Below are 24148 nucleotides of genomic sequence, written 5' to 3' on the forward strand. Positions count from 1 at the left end.
GGGGCCACCAGCACAAGAAGCGCGTAAGGAAGGAACCGCCATGGCGGTCAGCAATCTGAAGGACCGGAGCGTTCTGGCGATCGTGACGAACTACGGCGTCGAGCAGGACGAACTCGTCGTCCCCGTGGAACACCTGCGGGCGGCGGGCGCAAGAGTCGACGTGGCGGCCGTGTCCGACGAGCCGATCCGGACGCTCGTCGGCGACAAGGACCCCGGCAAAACCGTGCAGCCGACGCTGACCCTGGAAAAGGCGGACGTCACGGCGTACGACCTGCTGCTCGTACCCGGCGGCACGCTGAACGCCGACAGCCTCCGGCAGGACGAAACGGCCGTGCGGGCCGTACGGGCCTTCGCGTCGGCCAAGCGCCCCGTCGCGGCGATCTGCCACGGCCCGTGGCTCGCGGTCGAGGCCGATCTCGTCCGCGGAAAGACGCTCACCTCCTACGCGTCCCTGCGCACCGACATCCGCAACGCCGGCGGCGCGTGGGTGGACAAGCCCGTGGTGAGCGACACCGCCGACGGCTGGACGCTGATCACCTCACGCACGCCCGACGACTTGGACGACTTCCTCCGCGAGGTCGACGCAGCCCTCGTCCCGGCGCCCTGAGCCCGTCAAGCCCTGGGGCGACCCGCCCCCGCCGACCGCGCGGGGACCACTCACCAAGCCCGGCTCGTGCCTGACACGTGCCCGAGCCGAAATTCACGACCTTCTCGACCGACGAAAGCGAGACAGCCATGCCCACGCGCAAGCTTCCGAAGTACACCGTCCCCGGCCTGACCAACAAGCAGGGCGGCGAGCTCATCGGGATTCTCCAGATGCGGCTGCACGCCCTCAACGACCTCCATCTGACGCTGAAGCACGTGCACTGGAACGTCGTCGGGCCGCACTTCATCGCCGTCCACGAGATGCTCGACCCGCAGGTGGAGCAGGTCCGCGCGATGGCCGATGACGTCGCCGAGCGCATCGCCGCGCTCGGTGGTGTCGCCCTGGGCACCCCGGGCGCCCTGGTCAGTGAGCGGACCTGGAACGACTACAGCATCGGCCGCCAGGACGCCATCGCCCACCTCGGCGCCCTCAACCTGGTCTACAACGGTGTCGTCGAGGACGTCCGCAAGGCGATCGAGGTGGCCGGCGAGATCGACCCGGCCACCGAGGACCTGCTGATCGGACAGCTCCGCGACCTGGAGCAGTTCCAGTGGTTCGTCCGGGCGCACCTGGAGACCACCGGCGGCACCCTCGTCACCGACGGCGCCGCCACCGAGAAGGGCGCGGCCGGCAAGGCCAAGGGCTGACCGCTCGTCACCGCCGGACAGCCCCAGAGCAGGAGACAACCCTCATGACATCCACCCACTTCCTGGCAAGCTCCGGGGTTTCCGGCAGCCTGCTCATCCTCCTGGCCGCGATCGTGGTGGCCGCGGTCCTCCTGGGCGGCTTCTGGTACGGCAGCCGCCGTATGCGCTCCCACCGGACCGCCGCCCCGGCCGTACGTCCCGATCCCGCCGCGCCGAACGGGCAGCCGGATCCCGCCGCCTCGGCCGACGCCCAGCGCGGCCGGACGTGGCAGACCATCGATGACGACCCCGAGCAAGGCGCCCCTCACCGTCAGACGCGGTGACGGGCGGCCTTCCCGGCCCGTACCCGCGCCCGCCGTCGCGGACGTCGGGACGTAGAACGCCGAACCCCGCATCCGCCTCACGGCAGGTGCGGGGTTCGGCGTTGTCGGCGATGACGGCCGGGGGCTACGGGAGGGCGCGGGCGGCCGCGGCCAGACGCAACTCCTCGAGTACGGCGCTCTGGTGCTCGGCGCGCTCCAGCAAGGTGTCAAGGTGCTCGGGGTACAGCCGGGGCTCGGTCTCGGCCAGAGTGCGCAGGGTGCGCCAGCAGGCCGCCTTGCCCGCAACACCCAGGCACATGGATTCCAGCTCCAGCAGGTCGCTGAGCGGGGATCGCGTGAAGAGGTGTCCGTTGGGCTTGAGGCGGCCGACCTTCTCCGCCACCCATCCGATGGCGACCTTCGAGCGGTCGGGGGACACGTCCAGATCGGTCATGATCTGGATCAGCGAGTCACGGTCCTGTTCGATCTGGCGGGCCAGCTCCGCCAGTTCCGGGCCGCCGTCGCGGTCCTTCTGGGTCTGCGCCGCCCGGCGGAAGAGCTCCAGTCCGCCGGTCGCGCCGGACAGGTGGTCGTTGAGATAGATCGCCAGCAGACCGGCTCCGCCGGAGGCGGACGCGGCGGCGGTGGCGCCGCGCATCTCGTTGTCCACGGAGGCGCCCAGTTCGGTCCAGCTGTCCTCGAACTTGGTCAGCCCTTCGCGCTCCAGGGTGTCGGTGACATCCGCGAAGTCGACGCCGACCCGCGCCAGCGCCTCGAAGTGGGCGGTCGCCGCGGTGTACTCCTCGCCGGTCGGCGGGTGGGCCGGAAGGGCGCCGTGGTCGGCGAACGCTTCAAGGGTCGTGCCGGGCATGGTGTTGACGGTGCCCGCGATGACGAGTTCGCCGACGTACATCGTGTCGGGGTAGTCCGGGTTCTTGACCCCGGTGGACGCCCACAGGGGGCGCTGCGGGCGGGCTCCGGCGGCGGCGAGCGCCTGCCAGCGCGGCGCGGCGGTCATCTCCTCGTAGGCCCGGTACGCCAGCCGGGCGTTGGCGACGGCGGCGGCGCCCCTGAGGTCGCGCGCCTCGGGGGTGCCGAGCGCGTCGAGCCGGGCGTCCACCTCGGTGTCCACGCGCGAGACGAAGAACGAGGCGACCGAGTCGATGGCCGCCAGATCGAGACCCGCCTCACGGGCCTGTTCGAGGCCGCTCTGGTAGGCGTCCATCACCGCGCGGTAGCGGTCGAGGGAGAAGATCAGCGTGACGTTGACGCTGATGCCCCGGGCGACGGCGGCGGTGATCGCGGCGAGACCCTCGCGGGTGGCCGGGATCTTCACCAGGAGATTCGGCCGGTCCACGGCCTCCCACAGCTTGCGTGCCTGCTCGATCGTGGCGTCGGTGTCCCGCGCCAGCCGGGGGTCCACCTCGATCGAGACCCGCCCGTCGGTACCACCGGTGCGCTCGTGCACCGGGGCGAAGAGGTCGCAGCCGGTCCGGACGTCATCGGTGGTCAGGGCGAAGACGGCCTCGTCCACGCTCGCGCCCTCGGCGCCCAGGCGCCGCAGTTGCTCGCTGTAGCGGTCCCCCTTGGACAGCGCGGAGGCGAAGATCGTGGGGTTCGTCGTGACCCCCACCACGTGCCGGTCCGCGATCAGCCGCTTCAGCTCACCACCGGCGAGCAGTTCGCGGGACAGGTCGTCCAGCCAGACCGAGACTCCGGCCGCGGAGAGTTCGGCGAGCGGATCGGATGCGACGGGAACAGACATTGCGGGACCTCCATAGGGGCGCTGCGCCGAACGACGCGCGGTGTACGCGGTGCGCGTACCGGCCCGACGCCCGGGGACGCGGGGTTCGTACATGTACGAGGGGCAGGCAGAGCGCCGTGCGCCGGGCGTACGGAGCGCCCAGCGGATCAGCGCGTGCCGTGCCGGGGAACGGCCGGCTGGAGCCCGACGGATTCCTCGGCCTACGGCATGACTGGGCACCTCAGAAGAGACCGGCCCCCGTTATGCGGCTGCCCAGCCAGCGAATTCAAAACCTCGAACGCCGCCGGGTCCGCGCGCTGCCCGGTCGGAGCCCGTCCGGCGGTCGGCCGGGCCGGAACGCGGCGGGCGAGACCACCTGACCGGAGGTGTGACTACGGGGTGTGCGGCGGTCGCCCCGCGGGGTTGCGGAGCTGGTGGGTGTGTTCGGTGACGGTGTGGACGCGGTCGGCGAGGTCGGGGTGGCCCGCTTGGAGGTGGGCGTGAGTGGCGGTGAGCGGGGTGATGAGTGCGGCGGCGTCGTCGGCGGCCAGGGCGGTGTCGAGGTGGCCGAGGGCGGTGTCGGCGGCGGTCGGCAGGTCGGTGAGCTGTGTGATCTGGCCGGCGAGTCTGCGCAGGTCGGCGGCGTTGGTGCGGGCCCAGGCGTCGACGGTTCTGTCGGCGGCGCGGCGGTTGCGGGTGGCGTTGACCCTTTCCTCGCCGGTGGAGCCGGCCGGGCCGGGGCGCAGGCGCAGGTAGCGGCGCTCGGCGGCCTGGCGGCTGGAGACGCCGAGGGGCGCGGCGAGGTCGGCCCAGCTGGCACCGGCCGCCCGCGCGGTCTCGATCAGGCCGGTTTCCCAGCCGGCGAGTTGTTCGCGGATCTCGCGCAGGAGCAGGAGCGAGGCGAGTACGTGCCGGGGGTCGGCCGCAGCGGCCGACGGCTGGTCGGGTGCCGGGCCGCGGGCGTCGCGGACGGCCGCGTCGATGGTTTCCAGTGCCGCCGCGGCGGCGGGGAAGGTGGCCGCGGCGGGCGGTGGCGACGGTGTCGGGGCGGGCTGGTCGGCTGTCATGGCGCCTCCTCCGGGCTGTCACCCAGGGGTGTCACCCTCAGGGTGACATCAATGTTTGTCATCGGATGGATGACATGCTACAACAGAGGGCAGGTGAACGACACCGGCGCCAAGCGCCCGACTTCCTGGAGGTGTTCCGCGATGCTGATGCGTACCGACCCCTTCCGTGAACTGGACCGACTCACCGAGCAGCTCCTGCGCCCCGGCACCTGGTCGAGGCCCGCCGCGATGCCGATGGACGCCTACCGCGACGGCGAGCAGTACGTGGTGTCCTTCGACATCCCCGGGGTCTCGCCGGACGCGATCGACATCGACGTCGAGCGCAACATGCTGACGGTGAAGGCCGAGCGCAGGCCCGCCCCGCACGACGAGGGCGTGCAGATGGATCTGTCCGAGCGGCCGCTGGGGGTCTTCTCCCGCCAGATCGTGCTGGCCGACTCCCTGGACACCGAGCAGATCCAGGCCGACTACGAGGCCGGGGTGCTGACGCTGCGCATCCCGATCGCCGAGCGGGCCAAGCCCCGCAAGATCTCCGTCGGCGCGGGCGACAACCGCCGGCAGATCGTCGGCTGACCCCCGCCGCCCGCGGTACCGCGCGGCGAAGGACGCGAACCCGTCGGCACCCTCCTTCGCCGCCGACCGACATCTCCTCCACCCCACCCGGCGGCCGGCCCCGCTCACCGGGCCCGGCCGCCGCCCGAAACGGAAGGCCACCGCCGCAGCCATGCCCGCCCAGTCCGAACAGCGCCGGACCGCGTCGGCGCTCACCTACGACCAGATGCTGGAAACCGTCCGTTACGACGGCGCCTACCCCACCCGCGAACGCGCAGAGCAGGCCGTCCACGCCGTGCTCGCGGCCCTGGGAAGCCAGCTCGGCGACGACCCGCGCACGGCACTCGCCGCCCATCTGCCCCGTCAGGCCGCTGACATCCTCACCGCCCAGGCGCCCACCGCGCAGCCCCGCACCGGCTGGAGCTTCGTCCAGGACATCGCGGCCCGCACCGGCGTCACCCCCGCCGTCGCCCGCTGGGACACCGGCGCCGTCCTGAGCACCGTCGCCGCCCTCCTGCCCGGCGACCTGCTCACCCGCACCATCAACGAACTCCCCGCCGGCTACGCCCTGCTGTTCGGCCGCGCAGAACTCGCCCGAGCCGCCTGACCCCCCGTCGCGCCGTCCGGGCCGTGCCATTCGCAGAACAGGACGGTGGCGTCGTCCTCGAGGCGTCCGTGGTGGTACTCCATGACGGTGCGCATCAGGCGGCGCAGCGTCTCGTCGACGGGAAGGTTGTCCGCGTGGTGGCGGGTGATGAAGTCGGTGAAACGCTCCACACCGAATTCCCGGCCGTCGCTGTCGCGGGCCTCGGTGATGCCGTCGGTGAACAGCAGCAGCCGGTCTCCGGGCTCCAACTGCTCGGTGCGCTGCTCGACCGGCAGGTTGAATCCGCTGCCCATCGGCCCGGCCGGAGGGCAGTACAGGGTGCTGGACCATCGGCCCCCGCGGATCAGTACCGGCAGCAGGTGGCCCCGGTTGACCCAGCTGAACTTGCCGGTGTCCAGTTCCAGGTCCGCCAGGACGCCGGTGGCGTACCGGGTGTGTCCGAACTGCCCGACCAGCGTGTCTTCGATGGCTCTGCTGGCGTCGGGAATGGTGGCGCCGGCGCGGCGGTGGCTGCGGCAGGTGGACATCGCCAGAGCGGCGGTCAGTCCGGCGGAGGTGTCGTGCCCCATGGCGTCGAAGATCGCCAGGTGCAGGATGTCGTCCGCCAGCGCGTACTCGAAGGCGTCCCCGGCCACCTCGTAGGCCGGTTCCATGAAGGCGCTGACCGTGGCCCGCTGGTCGGAGAAGGTCCGTGGCGGCATCAGCGCCCATTGGAGTTCGGCGGGCACGCCCATCGGCCGGGTGCGGGTCAGCCGGGCGTGGGAGTCGCTGTTGGCCCGCTTGGAGACCAGCAGCAGTCCGGCCATCGACGCCAGCGCCAGCGCCACCTCACCGTCGGGCGTGCCCGTGTCGTCGGGGCCGGGCTCGACGTGCAGGACGCCCAGACGTTCCGTGCCGTCCCGCACCGGCATCCAGCACGCCCCGCCGGACGCCGGGGCGGTGACCTGTGTGATCTGGTAGGCGCGACCGGGCAAGGTGCCCTCGATCCGGTGCTCCTCGCCGCCCTCGCCGGCGTTCAGGCCGGTCCCGGTCACCTCGCGCAGTACCTCCTCCTGGAGATCCGCCACGAAGAGCCGGGCCCCGCCCGCGCCTGCCTGCTTGGCCGCGGTGTCCAGCAGACGCGGCAACCGCTCGAACGGCGCCGTATGGCTGGCCTCCAGCAACCCGGCCAGTGCGCGCGCCAGACCGTGCGCGGTCATGCCCACCGCTTCGGACCGGAACGCACCCTGCCGGCATCAGTCTCTTCCGCCATGACTCAATCCCCTCACAGCGCGGGACCACGAGGTCGCGCACATCGACCAGCACATGCCACCGGGGACCACAGGGCACACGCCCGAGGGAACGACACCAGCGCGACCACCCCACCCGGCCACTCCGCGGCGGCCGGGACGACGGTCCCCACAACCCTCCCACCCAGGCCCGTCCCCAACAAGCGGCTCTCGCCGGGAGCGGCGAGGACACGGCTCGGGCCTCCGCCGGGAGCACGCGGAATGCCGGGCCACGGCACGTCGGAGTCGTTCAGGCAGCGAGTCGTTCAGGTAGGGAGTCGCTGAGGTCGGGAGTCGTTCAGCCGGTGGCCCGGTCGCGGGGCTCGGAGGAACTCAGCTCCTCGTTGATGCGCTGGGCCTCCGCGAGCTGGTCCTCGAGGATGACGATGCGGCACGCTGCCTCGACGGGGGTGCCCTGGTCGACGAGCTCGCGGGCGCGCGCGGCGATGCGCAGTTGGTAGCGGGAGTAGCGGCGGTGTCCGCCCGCGGAACGCAGCGGGGTGATCAGGCGGGCTTCGCCGATCGCGCGGAGGAAGCCTTGGGTGGTACCGAGTATCTCGGCTGCTCGGCCCATGGTGTACGCGGGGTAGTCGTCGTCGTCGAGTCGGCCGAACGAGTCGTCTGCTGTCATCTCGCCTCTCTGTGGAACGCGCTTGAGGGGCCTTGGTGCCGAACGGCACCAAGGCCCCGAAGGAACTGCTACACCATCTACCGGCTTACGTACTGCGCCGGCTCTCTGTGTCCGCATCGCCACCGGGAGGGGTTTGGCGGCTGATGCGGGGATCGCGGTTGCTTGACCGGAGACCACCTCACTATCGATGTCCTGCGGTACCCGGGCCCGAAAATCCGCCCGGGCGATCCTGATGGCGCTCGGCTCCTCCGTTCTTCCCTCGGGATCAACTCTCTGAATCATCTCTTGGCACTGCGGTACTGCTCGTGGCGGCCCCTGATCACCTCGGGCCACCCGGTCCGGCGGTCAGTCCCATCGCCCGTCTGGCAACAACCCCGGCTCTGGAACTCCACCACCGCACCGTCCTGCGTCCTGCACTTCGCGTACTGCTGCCCGGCAGTTCGTGTCTGCCGGGCCTTGCTGATCTCGGCTACGAGAGAAACCATAACCACGTCACCGCCGAATGTCTACTCCGGCCGACATAGATTCTGCGTGTCCCGAGAGGGAGATAACCTCCGACGGCCACGCGGCACGCCTTATACCCGACCGCCCGCTCGTACGTCCGGTACTTCTGCGACAGCCACTCGTACGTGGGCGGAAAGTTGCCGTTTCGGGTGATACCGAACAGCATGATTACGCAGGAGACCGACCGCGTTCTCCGGAAAGGTCTGGTGCACCATGGGCCTTTACTTCGCGAACGAGATCGACGACCTCGTCGTGGACTCCCTGGCCGGTTTCGAACGGGCGCACGCCGACAGCGTCGCCTGGGACGAGGCGAACGGCTTCGTACGGGCGCTGACCCCGTCGCCCACGCGGCGTGTGGGCCTGGTGTCCGGTGGCGGCTCGGGGCACGAGCCGCTGCACATCGGCTATGTGGGCGCGGGCATGCTGGACGCCGCCTGTCCCGGCCGCGTCTTCGCCTCGCCGCACAACCGCCAGATCTTCGCCGCCTCGCTCGCCGTGGCGCGGGAGAACGGTGTGCTGCACCTGGTGAAGAACTACACCGGCGACAAGATCAACTTCGGTATCGCCGCCGAACGGCTCGCTCGCGAGGGCGTCGACTGCGCGCGGGTCCTGATCGACGACGACGCCGCCTCGGACTCCGCGGAGGTCGTGAACGGCCGCCGGGGCACCGGCGCGACGGTGCTGGTCGAGAAGATCCTCGGCGCGGCGGCGGATACCGGGATGGGCCTGAAGAACCTGGCCGCCCTGGGCGTGGACGTGGTGGGCCGCTGCCGCAGCATGGCCGTGGCCTCCGCCGCCCACACCGCTCCCGCCACCGGCCTGCCCGCCTTCGACCTGCCGGCCGGCGGTCTCGAGTACGGCGTCGGCATCCATGGTGAACGGGCCCGTCGCACGCTGCGCGAACGCCCGTTGCGCGACCTGGCCGCGGACATGGTCGGCACGCTGGCCGACCCCCTGGGCCTGGTCTCCGGCACGTCGGTGATCGTGCTGGTCAACGGCCTCGGCGGCATCACCAGGATGGAGCTGTACGCCGTCCTGCACGAGGTCACCAAGGTGCTCGACGGGCGCGGCGCGGCCGTCGAGCGCACCCTGGTCGGCGACTTCGTCACGGCCCTGGACATGCGCGGCTTCTCGCTGACGTTGCTGGTGGCCGACGCGGACACCCTCGCCTACTACGACGCGCCCGCCCACACCCCCGCCTGGCCCGCGACCGCACCGGTCGTATAGGAACCCCGCGACTCACGAGTTCCCCGGAGGCAGTCATGGCCGCACCGTCCCGCACCGCGTTCACCGATGCCTGGATACGCCGGTTCGCCGCCTCCGCGGAGGCCACCGAGCCCGAACTGACCGCGCTGGACCAGCAGGTCGGCGACGGTGACTTCGGCGCGAACCTCGTCGCGGGCCTCCGGGCGACGCTGCGACGTCTCGACGACCCGATCGGCCCGGAGGCGTGGAAGGCCGCCTCGAACGGCGCACCGGAGCGGGTCAGGCCCCCCGAGGCGAGCTGCGCCGGCCCGCTGGACGCCGCCGCGGCCGCTTTCCTCGATGAGGTCGGCGGCACCAGCGGGCCCCTGTTCGGCCTGCTGTTCCATGAGATGGCGGCGGCGCTCGCGGTGAGTGAGGGGGGACCCGACGCCGGAGCGCTGGCCGCCGGAGTCGGCAACGGCCTCGCGGCCATTCAGCGGGTCGGAGAGGCGACCGTTGGCGACAAGACCCTGGTCGACGCGCTCGCCCCGGCCTCCGACGCGCTGACGGCGCAGCCGCCGGGGACCGACCCGGCCACCGCCGTGGCCCACGCGGCGCGGGCCGCGTGGGAAGGCGTCGGCAACACCGCCCGGCTGACGGCCAGGCGCGGCCGCGCGAGCTACCTCGGCGACCGGGCGGCCGGCGTGCCGGACCCGGGCGCGGTGGGGATCGCGCTGCTGTTCTCCTCCGCGAGCGGAACCGTCTCCCGGCTGGGCCCGCTGCTCGCGGCGGCGGGGGACGTACCGGAGGAACAGAGTGCCTGACCGGCCACGCGGCTGACGGACGACCGGCGGACCCGGCGGGTGACCCGCGGGCGGACGGGGCAGCGGGGGAGTGGGCCGGTCCGTCCGGAGGACACGGGGCGGGAGACCCGCCGGTCCGCGGCGGGTCGGATCAGACCGGCAGCCGCTGGGCCATCCGGCGCGTCGCCCACTCGAAGATGCCCGGCTCGTCGAGCGTCGCGACCCACAGGTCGACCCGCGCCGCGATGTCCTCGCCCGGCCAGGGGCCGACGCCGACGACGCGCAGGCCGCCGCGTACGGCCGCCTCCACCCCGCAGGCGGAGTCCTCGACCGCCAGTGTGTCGCCCGGCGCGGCGCCGCAGAGCCGGGCCGCGGTCAGGTAGACGTCCGGGTGGGGCTTGGGCCGGTTGTCCTCGTCGGCGACCACGATGTGGTCGAAGTGGTCCCGGAGCCCGGCGTGGTCGAGGCAGGTCTCCACGACGTCCAGGGGGCAGTTGCTGGCGACCGCGAGCGGGGCGAACTTGGCGGCCGTCTCCACCAGCTCCCGCGCGCCGCGCATGGTCTGCGGTTCGCGGGCCACCAGCGCGCGGAAGTGGTGCAGCAGGCCGGAGGTGAGCTGGACGCCGAGCTCGGGGCGGCCTGCTTCGTCGGCCATGAGCTGACCGCACTCGGTGAAGTGCAGGCCCTTCGCCCGTTCGGCGAAGCCCTCGGCGGGGGCGACCCCGACATCGTTCATGGCCAGTTCGCGGGCCTGCTGCCAATGGCGTTCGGTGTCCATGAGTGTGCCGTCGCAGTCGAAGACGATGGCCGCGGGTGTCCACGAAAGAATGGGATGAGAGTTCATCGGGGATTTCCTTTTCAGGAATGCCTGAATGTGCCGGCGATGCGACGTCGCATTCCTCGCGGCGGGGTCGGCATACCGGTGAAAGCAGACGGGCGCGGGCCCTCGGCGGACGCGGCCCCGTAAAAGGGCCGTCTGGGAGACCGCCAAGAACATATCGATCGTTACGTTATGGACGTCAACCCAACGTAGTCAAGTGAGTCCTCTGCGTAATCACCCGAGTCGCCGTATCCGAGTACGCCGAAAGCGGCGCGCTCGGCGCCGTTGTGGATGCGGAAGACGCAGGTCCGGTGGTGCGGGACGCACTCCACGCTGGCCCGCGGCGTGAACTCGGCGAACCGCGCCGCCACCAGACGGCCGCACGTCGGATGGAGTAGTACGCCGCCGCTGACCTCGGCGGCTGCCTGCCGCGCCGCCTCCAGGAGCACCATGCCGGGGACGTGGTCGGTCGGGTGGTCGAAGAAGAACGGGTGGCAGGGGTCGGCCGGGTCGATCTCGACCGCGCCGCCGCGGTGGGTGATCAGCACATCTCTGAGGTGGGCGACGGCCAGCGCGGCGGGCGCGGGGCGCCCGTCGGCCGTCGGCGGGGGCTGGCGCGCCGTGAGGCGTTCGGCGCGCAGCGCCGCGTATCCGTGAGCGCTCAGGAAACGGGCACCCCCGTTGGCCTGCGCGAACGCTCGGCCGTCGGCGAGGTAGGTGACGTCGAGCCGCAGGCCGGTGGTGACGCCGTCCGCCCCCTGGCGGCGACCGCCGACCGCGATCCGGCACGTCACCTCGGTGCAGCCGTGGCCCGCCCGCGGCGCGCGTCCGGGCCGCAGGTCGAACGACAGGTCGGTGATGAGCAGGTGGCTGGTGGGCGGGACCCCGTACCAGCGCAGGGGTATGTAGATGCCGAGTTGCCGCAGGGTCTCCACCAGGACCAGCGGGCTGTGCCGGTCGGTCCCGTCGAGGGGGAAGGTCGTATGCGATCGGGGCCAGGCGGCGGCGGCCTCGAACGCGTCGTCCGCCGTCGGCCGTACGTCGGTCAGGAGAACCTCGGCGACGGACGCGCGGTGCACTGTCTCGCGGGGGACCGTCCGGGACCAGGTCAGCGGACGGGCACGACCGCCGACCCCTGTCGGAGAATTCATACCATAAGGAGAACTCACGCCCTGGGGATTTGCACGCGCATTGCTTCGTGGATGTTACGCGGAGGTAGTAGATTGCCTGCTGTTGGTGACGGCGCGGCAGGCGGAGTGAACGTGCAGGAGCGGGCGGAGACGACACGGCGGTTTCTGCTGGAGGCCGCGGCGCGTCTGTTCGACGAACGTGGTTATGCGGGGACGAGTATCAGCGACATCAGCGCGCTGTCCGGCCGCACCAGCGGAGCGATCTACTTTCATTTCGCCAACAAGGAGAAACTCGCGCTGGCCGTCGTCGAGGCGCACTTCGCGACCTGGCCGGAACTGGTCGACCGCGCCCGGACGGCCGACGCGCCCGCGCTGGAGAAACTCGTCGCGCTCAGCTTCACCGTGGCGCGCGCCTTCCGCGACGATGTCGTCGTGCGCGCCGGGTCCCGGCTGTGGATGGAGCGCAAGGCGATCGACGCGAGGCTGCCGACCCCGTTCAGTCCCTGGATCGAGACGGTGACCGCGTTGCTGGAGGAGGCCGGCCGCCGTGGGGAACTGGCCGACGGTGTCGCCCCGGCGGTCGCGGCCCCCGGTGTCGTCTACGCCTTCTTCGGCCTCCACACCGTCTCCGACGCGCTGGACGGCCGCGACCAGATCGAGGAGCGGCTGCACGACCTGTGGGTGCTGCTGCTGAGGGCGCTCCAGCGGGTGCCGGAGGCGGCGGGGCTGCTGGGGCGAGTCAGGAACGGGAAGGCCGAGCCGGTGGGGGAGCGGGTCGCCTCGCCCGCGTAGCGGCGGTGGAGCCGGTGGAATCCGCTGAGCCGGGCCATGGTTCTCCGCACGGTCCCGCGTCACGCGGGGCCGGGTCCGCGCGTGCGGTGATGCGTACGTTGGCCACGGGCCGCCGCGCGGCGACGTCCCGACCGTGATCTGATGGAAAGGCGCTCTCGCCGCCGAGCGCGACCCGCGGGCGAAGAGGTCCGCCGACGGATCGGGCGTCTCGCCCCCCGATCACTTTCCAGCGCCTGAACGAGGCCGCTATGAACCAGCTCCACCACTTCCACATCGAACACGCCGGACACTCGATCAGCGTGGACGTCAGCGGCGGACACCACCGAGAGGTCGAACTCCTCGTCGACGGGCGGGAGGTGGGCCACCGCGAGGACCGGAACGCCGACCGGCTCACGCTCTCCGGGGAACTGCCGGAGGACCCGCCCCGGCCCTTCGCCGTCCGCGTGGAGGGGCGACCGCACCACCGATCCCAGCCTCCGACCTGCACGCTCGTGCTCGCCGGAGACGAATTCCCCGTCCCCGACCGGACCCCTGTGCGGCGTCCTGACCACCGCGTCCGCTGAGCAGGAGCAGGAGCAGGAGCAGGAGCAGGAGCAGGAGCAGGAGCAGGAGGGGGAGCAGGACCGGGGCCGGGGTCACGCGGGTCGTCCGGAAAGAACGGGCCCCTGCGGCAGCAGTTCGGCGGCCATGAAGGAGATCACGGAGGCGAGGACGATGACCGGCACGGAGCCGGAGTGGCCGAGCATGATCGCGACCAGTACGACGCTGCTGACCGGCAGCCGCAGCGCCGATGTGGCCGCCGCCGCCATCCCGGCCGCCATCGCGGGTACCAGGCCTAGCCCCGGCAGCGGGGCGAGCAGCGCGCCCGCGGCTCCGCCCAGGAAGAGGGCCGGGAAGACCGGGCCGCCGCGCAGGCTCCCCAGGCACAGGACGTAGGCGGCCCCCTTGAAGACGAGCACCGCCACCAGCGCCCCCACCGACCAGGCATGCGGGTCCTTGGCCAACTGCGACAGCGTCGCCTGGCCCGACAGCGCCGCCTCGGACGGCGAGCGGCCGGTGCTGACCGCGAAGAGCGCGACGCACCCGCCGGCCGCCAGCGCGCTGAGCGTCGTGTGCGGCAGCAGTCGGCCGGACACGAAGACCGCCACGTACCGTCCGCCCACCACGAGTACGTGGACGGCCGCTCCGATGACCAGCCCCATCAACAGCGACCAGACGACGTCGCCGGTGTCCAGCACGGGAGGGGCGGGCAGACCGACCGCCAGGCTCCCGGTCTTGAAGCCGGTCCACTGGCCGAACCCGCTGAAGATCACCGATCCGATGCCGCTGGCCAGCAGGGCCGGCAGCATCACGGCGAAGAGCTGCGGCCCGCCCACGCCCGCCACCTCCATCAGCAAGATGCCCGCCACCAGCGGGTTGCCGAAGATCGCGGAGATCGCCGCCGCGGAACCGGCGGCACCGAGCAGGGCGGTGCTCTGCGGTGAGGCCGGCGCGCGCGCCAGGTCACGGAAGACCAGGGCCAGCCCACCGCCCAGCGCGATCAGCGGCGCCTCGGGTCCCAGCACCGCGCCCAGCGGCAGGCTGAACAGCGCCGCGATGATCACACCGGGAATCGCTGCCCTCGTTGGCCCACCTGAGTGCAACCCGGCCGCCGGTACGTGTCCGCCGCGGCCGGGCAACCGGCCCGCCACCAGCGGGACGACCAGTCCCGCCAGCGCGAACGCCGGAAAGGGCCACCACCAGGGTGCGTGCGGCCACCCCAGATCCTTGGGCCAGTCCGTCCAGACCAACTGCTCCAACTCGTGCAGCGCCGCGAGGAACCAGAAGGCCAGCGCGGACACCGGAATGCCGATCAGGGCGCAGAAGAGCAGCGCTCGCCGGTAGGCGGGGTCGCGCAACATCGTCCGCAGCCGCTCGGCCTCGGGCGGCTGGGTTCCGGGGGAGGCCCCCGCGGTGGCGGCCTTCGACTCGGCGATAGGTCATCTCCATCGGTCGGCGCGCAGGCGGAACTGCACCCGGGGCAGCGCGAGACTACCCACCCCGACCCCGCCGCCCCCGGTGGCCCACGCCCCGTGACCTGGAATTCCCCTGGGTGGCGGTACGGACGGACCGCGCGGCGTCGTCATGGTGATGACGGGGGCGCCGGGGCCTTCGTCCGGTGCGCGTCACCGATGGTCTGCCACAGCCGCAGTGCGCGTTCGTGGTGGCGGTGTGCCAGGTCGTGGGCTCCGGCGGCGGCGTCCAGGTCGCCGAGCAGTTGCCAGCACGCGGCTTCGTCGTGGCGGTCGCCGTGTCGTTGGAAGATTCCGGCCGCGCGCTCCAGCGCCGGGCCTCCCCGGTCCCGGTCGTGCCGGCCGGCGTGCACGCGGCCGACTTCCAGCAGTGTGTACGCGGCGCACCGCTCGTCGGCCAGTTCCTCGAAGGCGGCCAGCGCCTGCCCCAGGCAGCGCAGCGCCTCGTCCGGATCGCCGCGCCGGTCGTGCAGCCGGCTGAACCGCCGCAGCACGACCGCCACCCGATGCCCGTCGTCGAGCGCCCTGGCCTGGCGCAACGCCTCGCCGAACCAGGACTCCGCCTCGTCGAGTTCGTCCTGCATGAGCCGCATCACGCCCATCGAACACGACAGTTGGGCTTCGAGGTGGCGGTCGCCCTCACCGACCGCGATGGACAGGGCCCGCTCGATACGGGCGGCGGCTTCGTCGTAACGGCCCTGCACCCGGCTGATCGTGCTCAGCATGGCCATCGCCAACGCCTGGCCGCGCTTGTCCTCGCCGTTCTGGCACAGGGCGGCGGAGGACTCCAGGGCGCGGGTCGCCTCGTCGAACTCGTCGCGGTAGATGTTCAGTTGGCCAAGGCCGCGCAGCAGCACCGACGCGCCGCGCGTATTGCCCGCGGCCTCGGCCGCTCCCAACGCGAGCAGGTGCCCGTGCTCCCAGTCCTGGTACAGGCACCGGTGGTCGTAGTAGGTCGCGGGACCTGCCGCCAACTCCCAGGCCAATTCGTCCAGTCCCCAGTCCACGGCCAGCCGGACCGCGCCGAGCAGGGTGTCGCGTTCGGCGTCGAACCAGGCGACCGGGTCGGCCATCAGCCGGTCCACGACCGCGTCTGGCAGCGAACGGCGCGGCGCGGAACCGGGTTCGGCGACCAGCAGCCCTGCGGGCAGCCGATCGGTGGCGCGCCCGGCCAGGTCGAGCCAGGTGGCCAGTACGCGGACCATCGCGTCCCGCCTGTCCGCCTCCGGCAGCTGTGCGGCGAGCTCCACGGCACAGGTCCTGATCAGGTCGTGCAGCCGGTAGCGCGGCTGGCCGATGGCGTCGGTGGCGGTGAGACGGACCAGGCTGGCGTCGACGAGGGTGTCCAGCACGTCGTCGGCGTCGCGGCGGTCCAGCAGCGGGCCGACCACCCAGCCGGGCAGGGTGGACGCGCCGAGCAGCCCCAGCAGGCTCAGCGCGCGTACCGCGTCGGGCGGGAGCAGCCGCACGCTCAGTTCGACGTTGGCTCGCACGCTGAGGTCCCCGATCCTCAGCTCGGCCAGTCGGCGGGACTCGTCCTCGATCCGTTCCCGCAGCACCCGCAGCGACCAGGCCGGGCGGCCGGTGAGCTTGGCGCCGGCGATCCGGATCGCCAGCGGCAGGTTGTCGCAGCAGGCGAGGATCGCGTCGGCCTCCGCCGGTTCCCGCTCGACCCGCCGCCGCCCGACGATGCCGGTGAACAACTCCCGCGCCTCCGCCAGCCTCAGCACGTCCAGGTCGATGTGCCGGGCGCCGGGAAGCTGCGTCAGCAGCATGCGACTGGTGATGAGCACCGCGCAGCCGTCGGAGCCCGGCAGCAGGGGCAGCACCTGACTGGCGTGACCGGCGTCGTCCAGTACCACCAGCATCCGGCGGTCCGCCAGTAACGACCGGTAGAGCGCGGCCCGTTCGGGCAGGCCGGTCGGGATCGCGCTGCCGCCGACCCCGAAGGCGCGCAGTGCCTCGGCCAGCATCAGCGCCGGGTCCCGTGGCGCGTCCGACGTTCCGGCGAGGTCGAGGTAGAGCTGGCCGTCGGGAAAGGAGGCGCTGGCCAGCCGCGCGGCGTGCGTCACCAGGGAGGATTTGCCGACACCGGGACCGCCCACGACGACGGCCACCGGGGCCCGGTCGGGCGCCGACACGTCCAACTGCCGTGCGACCTGCGCCAGCGCGTCGGCTCGGCCCACGAAGTCGTGCACGCCGAGGGGCAGTTGGCGTACCGGCAGCGCCATGGCCGGTTCGGCGGCGGCGCCGGGCCCGTCCGGTCCGGTGGTCGCGGGGCCGCTCGCCGGGGCCGGGGCCGGGGTGGGTGCCGCCAGGGACGGGTCGGCGGCCAGAATGCGCTGGTGCAGGGCTTGGAGCGGCGGGGTGGGATCGACGCCGAGTTCGTCCGCGAGCGTCCGGCGCAGCCGCTCGTACACCTGTAACGCCTCGCCCTGCCGCCTGCACCGGTACAGGGCGACCATCAAGTGCTCGGCGACCTGCTCGTCGAAGGGGAACTCCCCTAGCAGGGCGGTCAGTTCCTCGATGACCTCACGATGGCGCCCCAGGCCGACCTCGATGCTCAGGCAGAGCTTGTGCGTGGCCGCGCGCTTCTCGTTCAGCCGTGCCGCGTCCAGCTCCAGGACCCGGCTCGCCATGCCGACCAGGGCGTCACCGCGCCAGCAGGCCAGCGCGCGCCGCAGCGCGACGGCGGTCTCCAACGGTGAGGTGTGCCGCTCGGCGAGCTGCCGCTGGTGGTCGAATTCCAGCAGGTCCAACTGCTCCCGTTCCAGGTGGATCTGGTAGCCGCCGCGCCGGGTGCTGATCAGGGAACGCGACGCCCCGCACGCGGCGAGGTTGCGGCGCAGTCCGGACATGGCGTCCTGGACCTGGCGGACCGCGGTGGCGGGGACCTTCCCGTCCCACATCACGGCAACGAGCTGTTCCATGGTGACGAGGTTGTTCGCGCCGACCAGAAGCGCGGCAAGCATCTTCGCCTGCCGCGCTCCGTCGAGTCGGACTTCGCACCCCGCGACCTGGACGTGCAACGGCCCCAGCACGCCGAATCTCATGCCCCCGGCACTCCACGATCAGTGCCGGACCCCCGTCTGACCCGGCATCAGACCGATCTTAGCGCCGCCCCGTGGCCCGCAGGGGTGCAGGTTCAGCCATACGCCGCGAGGAAGCACGCGGACGTCAGAACGTCATAGTTCCTGTCATTGACGTCCTTTATCGTGGCGGCCAATGCGGGCACACAGGCGACAAAGGCGTTCTCCGCGTTGACGAAGGCGGCGACAGCGGTCGTGTTGCAGATGATGATCCGCGTCGTGGTGGCCGCGTAACCCCACTGCGTGAGCGTGCTGATGCAGGAGTTCGGGTTGGCGTCGGGCTTCACCTGCGCCGCGGGCGCGCCAGCAGGGGCCGTGGCGGCGGAGGCGGCAGGCGCCATCGCCAGACCACAGCCCGCGAGAGCGACCGCGGACAGCGCGGCGGCGGCGAGGCGGCGGCCGGAGAGCGGCTTTCTCATCTGTTACCCCGTTTCGTGGGAAAAGGTGCTGATGGTACGGACGGTGTCCGTCACCAGCCGGACGACGGCCTTGGACAGGGGACTTCCTTCGACGGCGGCTTCCGTCGACAGGCGGACTCAGGTGGCCACGTCGAAGACGAGCCACGCCTGGTATCCCGAGTCCTGGGACGTTCCATTGCACGGATAGCCGCGCAGGCCGTACTGGAGGGAGAGATCGGCGCACATGTTGGCGTGGTCTTCCTGGTACCGCCCGTTCTGGAGCACGACCTGGGTGATGCCGTGAGCCTGGCGGGTGACGAGCCGCCACTCCTGCCATCCCCCGGTGTAGCTGGTGTTGTAGCAGGGGAAACCGCGCAATCCGTATTCCTGGGAGTAGTCGAGGCAGTTGCCGCTGCCCACGTTCTCCAGGTTCGCCCAGCCGTTGGCGTTGATGACGACCTGCCACCGGTACGACGTGTCGTAGAGATCGCACGGAGCGTTGCGGACCCAGTCGACCGGATGCCCGTGATAGGTGGTCAACTCGCGGGAGTCCTGCATGCAGGTGTTGCCCGCGTCCGGAGACAACGATTCGAGCCGGTAGATGTGGCCGGTCTGCCACGACCAGGCGGGCGCGGCGTCGGCGGATCCCGTGGTGGCCATCGGGAAGCGCCGCTGGTGTCGCCGCGTGCGGCGCGCCGGACCCGGACCCGGCGCCGGACCCCTGCCCGGTGCCGGACCCCTGGCCGGTGCCGGACCCAGCCGCGGCCCCGGGCCTCAGGGTTCGACGAGGCCGGCCCGGATCGCGTACCGGGTGAGGTCGATCCGGTCGCGCATGCCGAGCTTCTGGAGGATGTTCGCCCGGTGCCGGTCGACGGTCTTCACGCTGATCACCAGCGTCTCGGCGATCTCCTTCGCCGAATTCCCCTCGGCGATCAGCTTGGTGACCTCCTCCTCCCGCGGCGTGAGGATGCTCTCCGGCAGCTTCTCGCCCTGCCTGGCCCGATGCAGGTAGTCCCGGATCAGCGCGGTGATCGCGCCGGGATAGAGGAACGGCTCGCCGCGCATCGCCGACCTGACCGCCTCCAGCAGGTCCCGGTCGGCGACCGACTTGAGCACGTATCCGGACGCGCCGGCCCGGAGCGCCTCGAAGAAGTACTGCTCGTTGTCGTGCATCGAGAGCATCAGGATGCGTACGCCGGGGGCTCGCCGGGAGATCTCACGGGCCGCCTGCAGGCCGGTCATCCGCGGCATCGCGATGTCCAGAATCGCCAGGTCGATCTCGGACCCGCGGATCATCTCCACCGCTTCCGCCCCGTCGGCGGCCTCGGCGACCACCGTCATGTCGGGCTCGGCGTCGAGAATCAGTCGCAGGCCCCGCCGGACCAGTGCGTGGTCGTCCGCCAGCATGATCCGGGTCTTGGTCGTGGACACGCTTACCCCCGATTCCTCTGCGCCGCCGACGGAATCGGGCCGTCGGCGGGAACGGTCAGCCGGACTTCGGTGCCGGTGCCGGGCACGGCGGTGATGGACAGCCGCGCGTCGATCAGCAGCGCCCGTTCCCGCATTCCCCGGATACCGGCGCCCTCCCGGCTCACCTCGCCGAGGCCGTCGTCGGCGACCCGCAGCACGACCGTGTCCGCCTCGGGCCGCAGCGACAGCTCGACCCGGCCGGCCCGGGCGTGCCGGGCCACGTTGGTCAGGCTCTCCTGGGCGATCCGGTAGATCACCAGTTCCTTCTCCGTGCTCAGCGCGGGCAGGTCCGGCTTCGCCCGCCGGACCACCGGCACCCCGCTGACCTGCGAGAACTCCGTCGCCAGCGCGTTCATCGCGCTGAGCAGCCCGAGATCCTCCAGCACGTCCGGGCGGAGCCTGCGGGCCACCCGTCCCACCTCGTCGAGGCTGGACCGCACCGTCTCCTGCACGGCGTGCAGGTCGTCGCGCAGGTCGTCCGGGGCCCGGTCCACGGCCCGCTTGAGGCCGAGCAGCACGACCGTGAGACTCTGCCCGATCTCGTCGTGCAGTTCCCGCGCGATCCGCTGCCGCTCCGCCTCCTGGGCGGCGAGCGCGTCCGCGCTGCTGGCGCTGCGTTCGGCCCCCAGCCGGTCCAGCATCGCGTTGAAGGTCGCGATCAGGTCCGCCAGGTCACCGTTGCCGGAGTCCGCCAGCCGGTCCCCGCCGCGCAGCAGGTCCACCCGGCGCATCAGCGCGGTCAGCGCTTCGAGCGGGGCCAGGCTGGCCCGCAACAGCAGGGCGTTCACCGTCAGGATGAGCGCCAGTCCGACGATCAGCACCGGGATCTCGGCCAGCCGTACCCGTGAGGAGACGGTGGCCGGTGAGAGCGCGAGCACGAGCGTACCGATCGTGAAGACCAGGCCGTTCAGCACGACCAGGCGGCGGAACAACGCCTGGGCAGGTGCCCTGCGGCCGGGCTCGTCCCGGCGCCCGTCCTTGCCTCGGCGGTCGGCCTCTTCTCGGCGTCCGTCCGTCCCTCGGCGGTCGGCTTCTTCTCGGTGCCCGGGCTCCTCTCGGCGGCCGGGCTCGGGGATGGCTGCCCGGTCAGCGGAATTGGTCACCGTGCCAGCCTCGCTCGGGAGCGGCCCGTTTGTCCATCGGGTCGCTCACCCATCCACAACCCCTTTCACCTGCATGTTCCGCGCGGGCAGAGATGGGTGTCGGACCCCATGGCCGGGCCGGCCGAATTCCCGAAACGTAGAGGGGGACCAGCCTCCCTTGCTCGAATGACCCGAAGGAGCCCTCAGTGGAGATCACCCGCACCAGTGTTTTCGGCGTCGGCGTCGTCAACCACTTCTCGACCCGTGAAGGGCAGCGCTTCGGCGTACTTGTGCATCAGTCCGGCCGCCGATCGCTGCTCTGTTACGGCGCGGGCGATCCGGACGTACCGGTCAACCAGATCGAACTGGACCTCGACGAGGCCGACCAGGTCGCCGAGGTGCTGCACAGCGTCTCGGTCGCCGACCGGCTGGCGAGCCTGGAACGCCGGCTCGCCGAGCTCCAGGGCGGGTTCGCGTGATCAGGACGTATCCGAAGGTTGGTCCAGGCCAGGGGAGTTGGTGGAATGCAGGCACAGCAGATCGCCGTGACCGTACCGACGGTGACCGTTCGGGACTCCGTGGCCCACGCGGTCCGGTTGATGGCGCTACGCCGGTTGCCCGGCATGATCGTGGTGGACGACCGGGGCCGACCGCGTACGGTGCTGCCGGGCACGCAGGTGCTGCGGATGGCGGTGCCCGACAGCTACCGGGCGGACCGGGCGTTGGCCCGGGCCATCGACGAGGCGCACGCGGATCACTACTGGGACGAACTCGGCGACCTGACCGTGGGCGACTGCCTGCACCAGGGGCTGGCCCGGGTGGTCACGGTCGGCCTGGACGGGACGCTGCTGGAAGTGGCCGCCCTGATGGCCGGGCAGCGCAGCCCGCTGGTGGCGGTGGTCGACCACGCCGGTGTGCTGGTCGGGGCGATCACGCTGGAGCGGGTGATCGCCGAATTCGCGGTGGCCCACCCGGACGTCTGATCACGCCCGGACGTCTGATGGGGCCGGGACGGCTGATCGCGCCCGGACGTCTGCTCCCGCCGGGACGGCTGAGTCCGGCTGGACGTCTCATGGCGCCGGGACGGCTGATCCCGTTGTGCGGCGGCGCGAGCCGGTCGGGGGGTGACCGGTGAGCGCCGTCGTCGCGCTGGCCATCTTCTCGGTGGCGTTCTTCTTCATCGCCACCGAGAAGGTCGACAAGGTCAAAGTCGTACTGGTCGCGGCCGCCGTGATGCTGGTGTTCGGCCTCGCGCCCGGAGCCGAGGTGTGGTTCTCCCAGCACGCCGGGGTCGACTGGGAGGTCATCCTCCTGCTGCTCGGGATGATGATCATCGTCGGGGTGCTGAAGCAGACCGGCCTCTTCGACTACCTCGCCATCTGGTCCGCGAAGCGGTCGGGCGGCCGGCCGTACCGGCTGATGGTCATGCTGATGCTGATCACCGCTGTCGCGTCGCCGTTCCTGGACAACGTCACCACGATCATGCTGGTCGCCCCGGTGACCGTGGTGGTCTGCAACCGGCTGCACATCCCCGCGCAGCCGTACCTGATCGCGGAGATCCTGGCCTCCAACATCGGCGGCGCCGCGACCCTGATCGGCGATCCGCCGAACATCATCATCGGCAGCCGCGCCGGGCTGACCTTCACGGACTTCCTGGTGCACATGGCGCCGATCGTCGTCGTGATCTTCGCGGTCTTCGTGCTCTTCACCCGGGTGCTGTTCCGCAAGTCGTTCCGGTACAACCCGGAGCACGTCAACGCTGTCCTGGCGTTGCAGGAGCGGCGGGCGATCACGGACGTACGGCTGCTGGTGCGCTGCCTGGCCGTACTCGCGCTGGTGGTGGTCGCCTTCTCGCTGCACTCCGTGCTGCACCTCGACCCTTCGGTGGTGGCGCTGGTCGGCGCCGGGCTGATGCTGCTGGTCTCCCGGATGGACGTCACCGAGGTGCTCAACGAGGTCGAGTGGCCCACCCTGGTCTTCTTCATGGGCCTGTTCGTGATGGTCGCCGGTCTGGGGCACACCGGGGTGATCAGCACGTTCGGCGATTGGGTGGTCGGCCAGGTGGACGGCAACTTCTTCGGCGCCGCGACCGCCCTGCTGTTCGGTTCGGCGATCCTGGGGGCCTTCTTCGACAACATCCCGTACGTCGCCTCCATGGCCCCGGTGGTCGAAGGGCTGGTGGCCGAGGCGCCCGACGAGCGCACCGGTCAGGCGATCTGGTGGGCCTTCGCCCTCGGCGCGGACTTCGGCGGCAACGGCACGGCGGTGGCGGCCAGCGCCAACGTGGTGGCGATCGGCATCGCCGCCCGCAGCGGCCACCGCATCTCGTTCTGGCAGTTCACCCGTTACGGCATCATCGTGACGACCATGAGCTGCGTGATCGCCTGGCTCTACATCTGGCTCCGCTACTTCCTCTGAGCGGGCCGAGGCTTCTCTGAGCGGGCCGAGGCTTCTCCGAGCAGGCCGCATTCCCTCCGAGCGAGCCCGCCGACCGGGCAGGACATCCCGTCCTGCCCGGTCGGCGCGCTGCCGCGCGGCCGACCGACCGCGGCCTCACCTCGCCCCGGCGTCTCGCGTCCCGGCGTCTCGCGCCCCGGTGTCCCCGGCAGCCCCTCCCGCCATCCTCCGACGCCCCTGACGCATCACTGAACTCACTTCTTTTCAGGCTGAGTTACGGAAATTTCTTTCACTTGCCCGGCTTATTGCGCGACTGTGTCGCCGAATCTACGATCGGTGGCGCGCGGAGACCCCGCCCCGTCCCACGGATGCTGCTTCCGGCTCGTTCCGCTCCCCCCGCCCACCGAAGGGACAACGACCTGTGAGAAAGCTCCGTCTGACCGCCGCCGCGTGTACCGCGGCCCTGGCCGCCCTGCTGGTACCGGGCGCCGCCACCGCGTCCGCGAGCACCACGGACTGGCCCAGCGGCTGCCAGTACTACACCGACTTCGACTTCATCTACGGCCAGCTCTCGATCTACAACAGCAAGGTCTGCAACGGCGTCAGCCAGCCCGCCTACGCCGTGATCGAGAAGGTCAGCAGTACGGGCACGATCACCGCGGTGGCGTACGGCGTCGGCATCGTCCGCTACACCTGCCAGGGCACCGCCGTGAACACCTTCCGCTTCGACGGTGACCTCAGCCACCAGGTGACCCTGACCCCCGGGGCGCTTCCCTGCGGCTGACCACCGCGCACCCGTCCGCCGCCTCCCCCTCCGGCCGACGGTGAAGACGGGTCCTGTCACGGCGGTGGCAGGACCCGTCCACCGGCGGGCGCCCGCGCGGAGCCGGTGATCCCACGGGCTCACAGGCCGTGGCAGACGTGCGGGGCCGCCGACGGCCTGCCATGATCCGCAGGAAGAGGCAGCGCGTCGCCGAATCCGCGTTGCCCGTCGCGGGGCGG

Annotated in this window: 25 protein-coding genes; 13 read left to right on the plus strand and 12 right to left on the minus strand. The window is 71.6% G+C overall.

What is annotated here, in order from left to right; translation table 11 throughout:
- The first annotated feature begins 40 nt into the window (after window positions 1–40).
- The 3 genes from ACFY9V_RS24995 to ACFY9V_RS25005 all read left to right on the plus strand — a co-directional run bounded on the left by ACFY9V_RS24995 (window position 41) and on the right by ACFY9V_RS25005 (window position 1616).
- On the plus strand, window positions 41–607 hold the full coding sequence (locus tag ACFY9V_RS24995; RefSeq protein WP_391046146.1) for a DJ-1/PfpI/YhbO family deglycase/protease: 567 nt from the start codon (window positions 41–43) through the stop codon (window positions 605–607).
- A gap of 128 nt (window positions 608–735) precedes the next feature.
- Window positions 736–1293, plus strand: a complete 558-nt coding sequence (gene dps / locus ACFY9V_RS25000) for a DNA starvation/stationary phase protection protein Dps (RefSeq protein WP_391162983.1) — start codon at window positions 736–738, stop codon at window positions 1291–1293.
- A gap of 44 nt (window positions 1294–1337) precedes the next feature.
- A complete protein-coding gene (locus ACFY9V_RS25005; protein WP_391162984.1) occupies window positions 1338–1616 on the plus strand; it encodes a DUF6479 family protein in 279 nt (92 codons plus the stop codon).
- A gap of 124 nt (window positions 1617–1740) precedes the next feature.
- Here the strand turns inward: ACFY9V_RS25005 and tal are convergent, their stop codons facing one another.
- Window positions 1741–3360: a transaldolase gene (gene tal / locus ACFY9V_RS25010; protein ID WP_391162986.1), complete on the minus strand. Its 1620-nt coding sequence runs from the start codon at window positions 3358–3360 to the stop codon at window positions 1741–1743.
- Between the two features lie 371 nt (window positions 3361–3731).
- Window positions 3732–4406 (minus strand): HSP18 transcriptional regulator, encoded by a 675-nt coding sequence (locus ACFY9V_RS25015; RefSeq protein WP_391046140.1) that lies wholly within the window; start codon window positions 4404–4406, stop codon window positions 3732–3734.
- Between the two features lie 141 nt (window positions 4407–4547).
- Between ACFY9V_RS25015 and ACFY9V_RS25020 the strand changes: the two genes are divergently transcribed.
- Together ACFY9V_RS25020 and ACFY9V_RS25025 are read left to right on the plus strand one after the other, a co-directional pair.
- Window positions 4548–4979, plus strand: coding sequence for an Hsp20 family protein (locus tag ACFY9V_RS25020; RefSeq protein ID WP_391162987.1), 432 nt, complete (start codon window positions 4548–4550; stop codon window positions 4977–4979).
- 151 nt (window positions 4980–5130) lie between these two features.
- A complete protein-coding gene (locus ACFY9V_RS25025) occupies window positions 5131–5565 on the plus strand; it encodes a DUF2267 domain-containing protein (protein ID WP_391162989.1) in 435 nt (144 codons plus the stop codon).
- On the opposite strand, the gene ACFY9V_RS25030 is transcribed toward ACFY9V_RS25025, so the two are convergent.
- Together ACFY9V_RS25030 and ACFY9V_RS25035 are read right to left on the minus strand one after the other, a co-directional pair.
- Window positions 5520–6764: a SpoIIE family protein phosphatase gene (locus tag ACFY9V_RS25030; RefSeq protein ID WP_391046133.1), complete on the minus strand. Its 1245-nt coding sequence runs from the start codon at window positions 6762–6764 to the stop codon at window positions 5520–5522. The genes ACFY9V_RS25025 and ACFY9V_RS25030 overlap by 46 nt on opposite strands.
- A gap of 367 nt (window positions 6765–7131) precedes the next feature.
- Complete coding sequence (locus ACFY9V_RS25035; protein ID WP_355342602.1) at window positions 7132–7464, minus strand: MerR family transcriptional regulator; 333 nt, start codon at window positions 7462–7464, stop codon at window positions 7132–7134.
- 717 nt (window positions 7465–8181) lie between these two features.
- Between ACFY9V_RS25035 and ACFY9V_RS25040 the strand changes: the two genes are divergently transcribed.
- Together ACFY9V_RS25040 and ACFY9V_RS25045 are read left to right on the plus strand one after the other, a co-directional pair.
- Entirely contained in the window at window positions 8182–9195 is a 1014-nt protein-coding gene (locus ACFY9V_RS25040; RefSeq protein ID WP_391162990.1) for a dihydroxyacetone kinase subunit DhaK, read from the plus strand.
- A 35-nt stretch (window positions 9196–9230) separates the two neighbouring features.
- On the plus strand, window positions 9231–9977 hold the full coding sequence (locus ACFY9V_RS25045; protein WP_391162991.1) for a DAK2 domain-containing protein: 747 nt from the start codon (window positions 9231–9233) through the stop codon (window positions 9975–9977).
- A 130-nt stretch (window positions 9978–10107) separates the two neighbouring features.
- Here ACFY9V_RS25045 and ACFY9V_RS25050 read toward each other — a convergent pair whose 3' ends face one another.
- Together ACFY9V_RS25050 and ACFY9V_RS25055 are read right to left on the minus strand one after the other, a co-directional pair.
- Window positions 10108–10800, minus strand: a complete 693-nt coding sequence (locus ACFY9V_RS25050) for an HAD family phosphatase (RefSeq protein ID WP_355342593.1) — start codon at window positions 10798–10800, stop codon at window positions 10108–10110.
- 161 nt (window positions 10801–10961) lie between these two features.
- Window positions 10962–11927 carry a ScbA/BarX family gamma-butyrolactone biosynthesis protein gene (locus ACFY9V_RS25055; RefSeq protein WP_391162992.1) on the minus strand — a complete coding sequence of 322 codons (966 nt, stop codon included), beginning with the start codon at window positions 11925–11927 and terminating at the stop codon, window positions 10962–10964.
- 111 nt (window positions 11928–12038) lie between these two features.
- On the opposite strand from ACFY9V_RS25055, the gene ACFY9V_RS25060 reads away from it, so the two are divergent.
- Both ACFY9V_RS25060 and ACFY9V_RS25065 read left to right on the plus strand, forming a co-directional pair.
- A complete protein-coding gene (locus ACFY9V_RS25060) occupies window positions 12039–12698 on the plus strand; it encodes a ScbR family autoregulator-binding transcription factor (protein WP_391163259.1) in 660 nt (219 codons plus the stop codon).
- Between the two features lie 248 nt (window positions 12699–12946).
- Window positions 12947–13261, plus strand: a complete 315-nt coding sequence (locus ACFY9V_RS25065; protein WP_391162994.1) for a hypothetical protein — start codon at window positions 12947–12949, stop codon at window positions 13259–13261.
- Between the two features lie 72 nt (window positions 13262–13333).
- On the opposite strand, the gene ACFY9V_RS25070 is transcribed toward ACFY9V_RS25065, so the two are convergent.
- The 6 genes from ACFY9V_RS25070 to ACFY9V_RS25095 all read right to left on the minus strand — a co-directional run bounded on the left by ACFY9V_RS25070 (window position 13334) and on the right by ACFY9V_RS25095 (window position 20599).
- The gene (locus ACFY9V_RS25070; protein WP_391162996.1) at window positions 13334–14599 is read right to left on the minus strand and encodes a chloride channel protein; all 1266 of its coding nucleotides are present in this window, start codon (window positions 14597–14599) and stop codon (window positions 13334–13336) included.
- Window positions 14600–14820: 221 nt separating this feature from the next.
- On the minus strand, window positions 14821–17763 hold the full coding sequence (locus tag ACFY9V_RS25075; protein ID WP_391162997.1) for a BTAD domain-containing putative transcriptional regulator: 2943 nt from the start codon (window positions 17761–17763) through the stop codon (window positions 14821–14823).
- Between the two features lie 92 nt (window positions 17764–17855).
- Window positions 17856–18218 carry a hypothetical protein gene (locus tag ACFY9V_RS25080; protein WP_355342575.1) on the minus strand — a complete coding sequence of 121 codons (363 nt, stop codon included), beginning with the start codon at window positions 18216–18218 and terminating at the stop codon, window positions 17856–17858.
- Between the two features lie 117 nt (window positions 18219–18335).
- Window positions 18336–18857 carry a hypothetical protein gene (locus ACFY9V_RS25085; protein WP_391162999.1) on the minus strand — a complete coding sequence of 174 codons (522 nt, stop codon included), beginning with the start codon at window positions 18855–18857 and terminating at the stop codon, window positions 18336–18338.
- Between the two features lie 114 nt (window positions 18858–18971).
- The gene (locus ACFY9V_RS25090; RefSeq protein ID WP_188280250.1) at window positions 18972–19604 is read right to left on the minus strand and encodes a response regulator transcription factor; all 633 of its coding nucleotides are present in this window, start codon (window positions 19602–19604) and stop codon (window positions 18972–18974) included.
- Between the two features lie 26 nt (window positions 19605–19630).
- Entirely contained in the window at window positions 19631–20599 is a 969-nt protein-coding gene (locus tag ACFY9V_RS25095; protein WP_391163261.1) for a histidine kinase, read from the minus strand.
- A gap of 356 nt (window positions 20600–20955) precedes the next feature.
- On the opposite strand from ACFY9V_RS25095, the gene ACFY9V_RS25100 reads away from it, so the two are divergent.
- The 4 genes from ACFY9V_RS25100 to ACFY9V_RS25115 all read left to right on the plus strand — a co-directional run bounded on the left by ACFY9V_RS25100 (window position 20956) and on the right by ACFY9V_RS25115 (window position 23930).
- Complete coding sequence (locus ACFY9V_RS25100) at window positions 20956–21228, plus strand: hypothetical protein (RefSeq protein WP_188280217.1); 273 nt, start codon at window positions 20956–20958, stop codon at window positions 21226–21228.
- A 45-nt stretch (window positions 21229–21273) separates the two neighbouring features.
- Complete coding sequence (locus ACFY9V_RS25105; RefSeq protein ID WP_355342569.1) at window positions 21274–21732, plus strand: CBS domain-containing protein; 459 nt, start codon at window positions 21274–21276, stop codon at window positions 21730–21732.
- Between the two features lie 148 nt (window positions 21733–21880).
- Window positions 21881–23167 carry an ArsB/NhaD family transporter gene (locus ACFY9V_RS25110; protein WP_355342566.1) on the plus strand — a complete coding sequence of 429 codons (1287 nt, stop codon included), beginning with the start codon at window positions 21881–21883 and terminating at the stop codon, window positions 23165–23167.
- A 400-nt stretch (window positions 23168–23567) separates the two neighbouring features.
- Window positions 23568–23930, plus strand: coding sequence for a hypothetical protein (locus ACFY9V_RS25115; RefSeq protein WP_355342563.1), 363 nt, complete (start codon window positions 23568–23570; stop codon window positions 23928–23930).
- Window positions 23931–24148 lie beyond the last annotated feature (218 nt).

The sequence above is a fragment of the Streptomyces sp. NPDC008317 genome, assembly GCF_042955955.1.
Classification (GTDB): Bacteria; Actinomycetota; Actinomycetes; order Streptomycetales; family Streptomycetaceae; genus Actinacidiphila.

What these genes read in the sequence shown, in the direction of transcription:
- ACFY9V_RS25090 (WP_188280250.1), bottom strand. Translation starts at nt 19,604, where the DNA reads ATGCTGGCGGACGACCACGCACTGGTCCGGCGGGGCCTGCGACTGATT.
- ACFY9V_RS25005 (WP_391162984.1), top strand. Translation starts at nt 1,338, where the DNA reads ATGACATCCACCCACTTCCTGGCAAGCTCCGGGGTTTCCGGCAGCCTG.
- ACFY9V_RS25020 (WP_391162987.1), top strand. Translation starts at nt 4,548, where the DNA reads ATGCTGATGCGTACCGACCCCTTCCGTGAACTGGACCGACTCACCGAG.
- ACFY9V_RS25080 (WP_355342575.1), bottom strand. Translation starts at nt 18,218, where the DNA reads ATGAGAAAGCCGCTCTCCGGCCGCCGCCTCGCCGCCGCCGCGCTGTCC.
- ACFY9V_RS25070 (WP_391162996.1), bottom strand. Translation starts at nt 14,599, where the DNA reads ATGTTGCGCGACCCCGCCTACCGGCGAGCGCTGCTCTTCTGCGCCCTG.
- ACFY9V_RS24995 (WP_391046146.1), top strand. Translation starts at nt 41, where the DNA reads ATGGCGGTCAGCAATCTGAAGGACCGGAGCGTTCTGGCGATCGTGACG.
- ACFY9V_RS25025 (WP_391162989.1), top strand. Translation starts at nt 5,131, where the DNA reads ATGCCCGCCCAGTCCGAACAGCGCCGGACCGCGTCGGCGCTCACCTAC.
- ACFY9V_RS25065 (WP_391162994.1), top strand. Translation starts at nt 12,947, where the DNA reads ATGAACCAGCTCCACCACTTCCACATCGAACACGCCGGACACTCGATC.
- ACFY9V_RS25030 (WP_391046133.1), bottom strand. Translation starts at nt 6,764, where the DNA reads ATGACCGCGCACGGTCTGGCGCGCGCACTGGCCGGGTTGCTGGAGGCC.
- ACFY9V_RS25105 (WP_355342569.1), top strand. Translation starts at nt 21,274, where the DNA reads ATGCAGGCACAGCAGATCGCCGTGACCGTACCGACGGTGACCGTTCGG.
- ACFY9V_RS25040 (WP_391162990.1), top strand. Translation starts at nt 8,182, where the DNA reads ATGGGCCTTTACTTCGCGAACGAGATCGACGACCTCGTCGTGGACTCC.
- ACFY9V_RS25035 (WP_355342602.1), bottom strand. Translation starts at nt 7,464, where the DNA reads ATGACAGCAGACGACTCGTTCGGCCGACTCGACGACGACGACTACCCC.
- tal (WP_391162986.1), bottom strand. Translation starts at nt 3,360, where the DNA reads ATGTCTGTTCCCGTCGCATCCGATCCGCTCGCCGAACTCTCCGCGGCC.
- ACFY9V_RS25075 (WP_391162997.1), bottom strand. Translation starts at nt 17,763, where the DNA reads ATGAGATTCGGCGTGCTGGGGCCGTTGCACGTCCAGGTCGCGGGGTGC.
- ACFY9V_RS25085 (WP_391162999.1), bottom strand. Translation starts at nt 18,857, where the DNA reads ATGGCCACCACGGGATCCGCCGACGCCGCGCCCGCCTGGTCGTGGCAG.
- ACFY9V_RS25055 (WP_391162992.1), bottom strand. Translation starts at nt 11,927, where the DNA reads ATGAATTCTCCGACAGGGGTCGGCGGTCGTGCCCGTCCGCTGACCTGG.
- ACFY9V_RS25015 (WP_391046140.1), bottom strand. Translation starts at nt 4,406, where the DNA reads ATGACAGCCGACCAGCCCGCCCCGACACCGTCGCCACCGCCCGCCGCG.
- ACFY9V_RS25045 (WP_391162991.1), top strand. Translation starts at nt 9,231, where the DNA reads ATGGCCGCACCGTCCCGCACCGCGTTCACCGATGCCTGGATACGCCGG.
- dps (WP_391162983.1), top strand. Translation starts at nt 736, where the DNA reads ATGCCCACGCGCAAGCTTCCGAAGTACACCGTCCCCGGCCTGACCAAC.
- ACFY9V_RS25050 (WP_355342593.1), bottom strand. Translation starts at nt 10,800, where the DNA reads ATGAACTCTCATCCCATTCTTTCGTGGACACCCGCGGCCATCGTCTTC.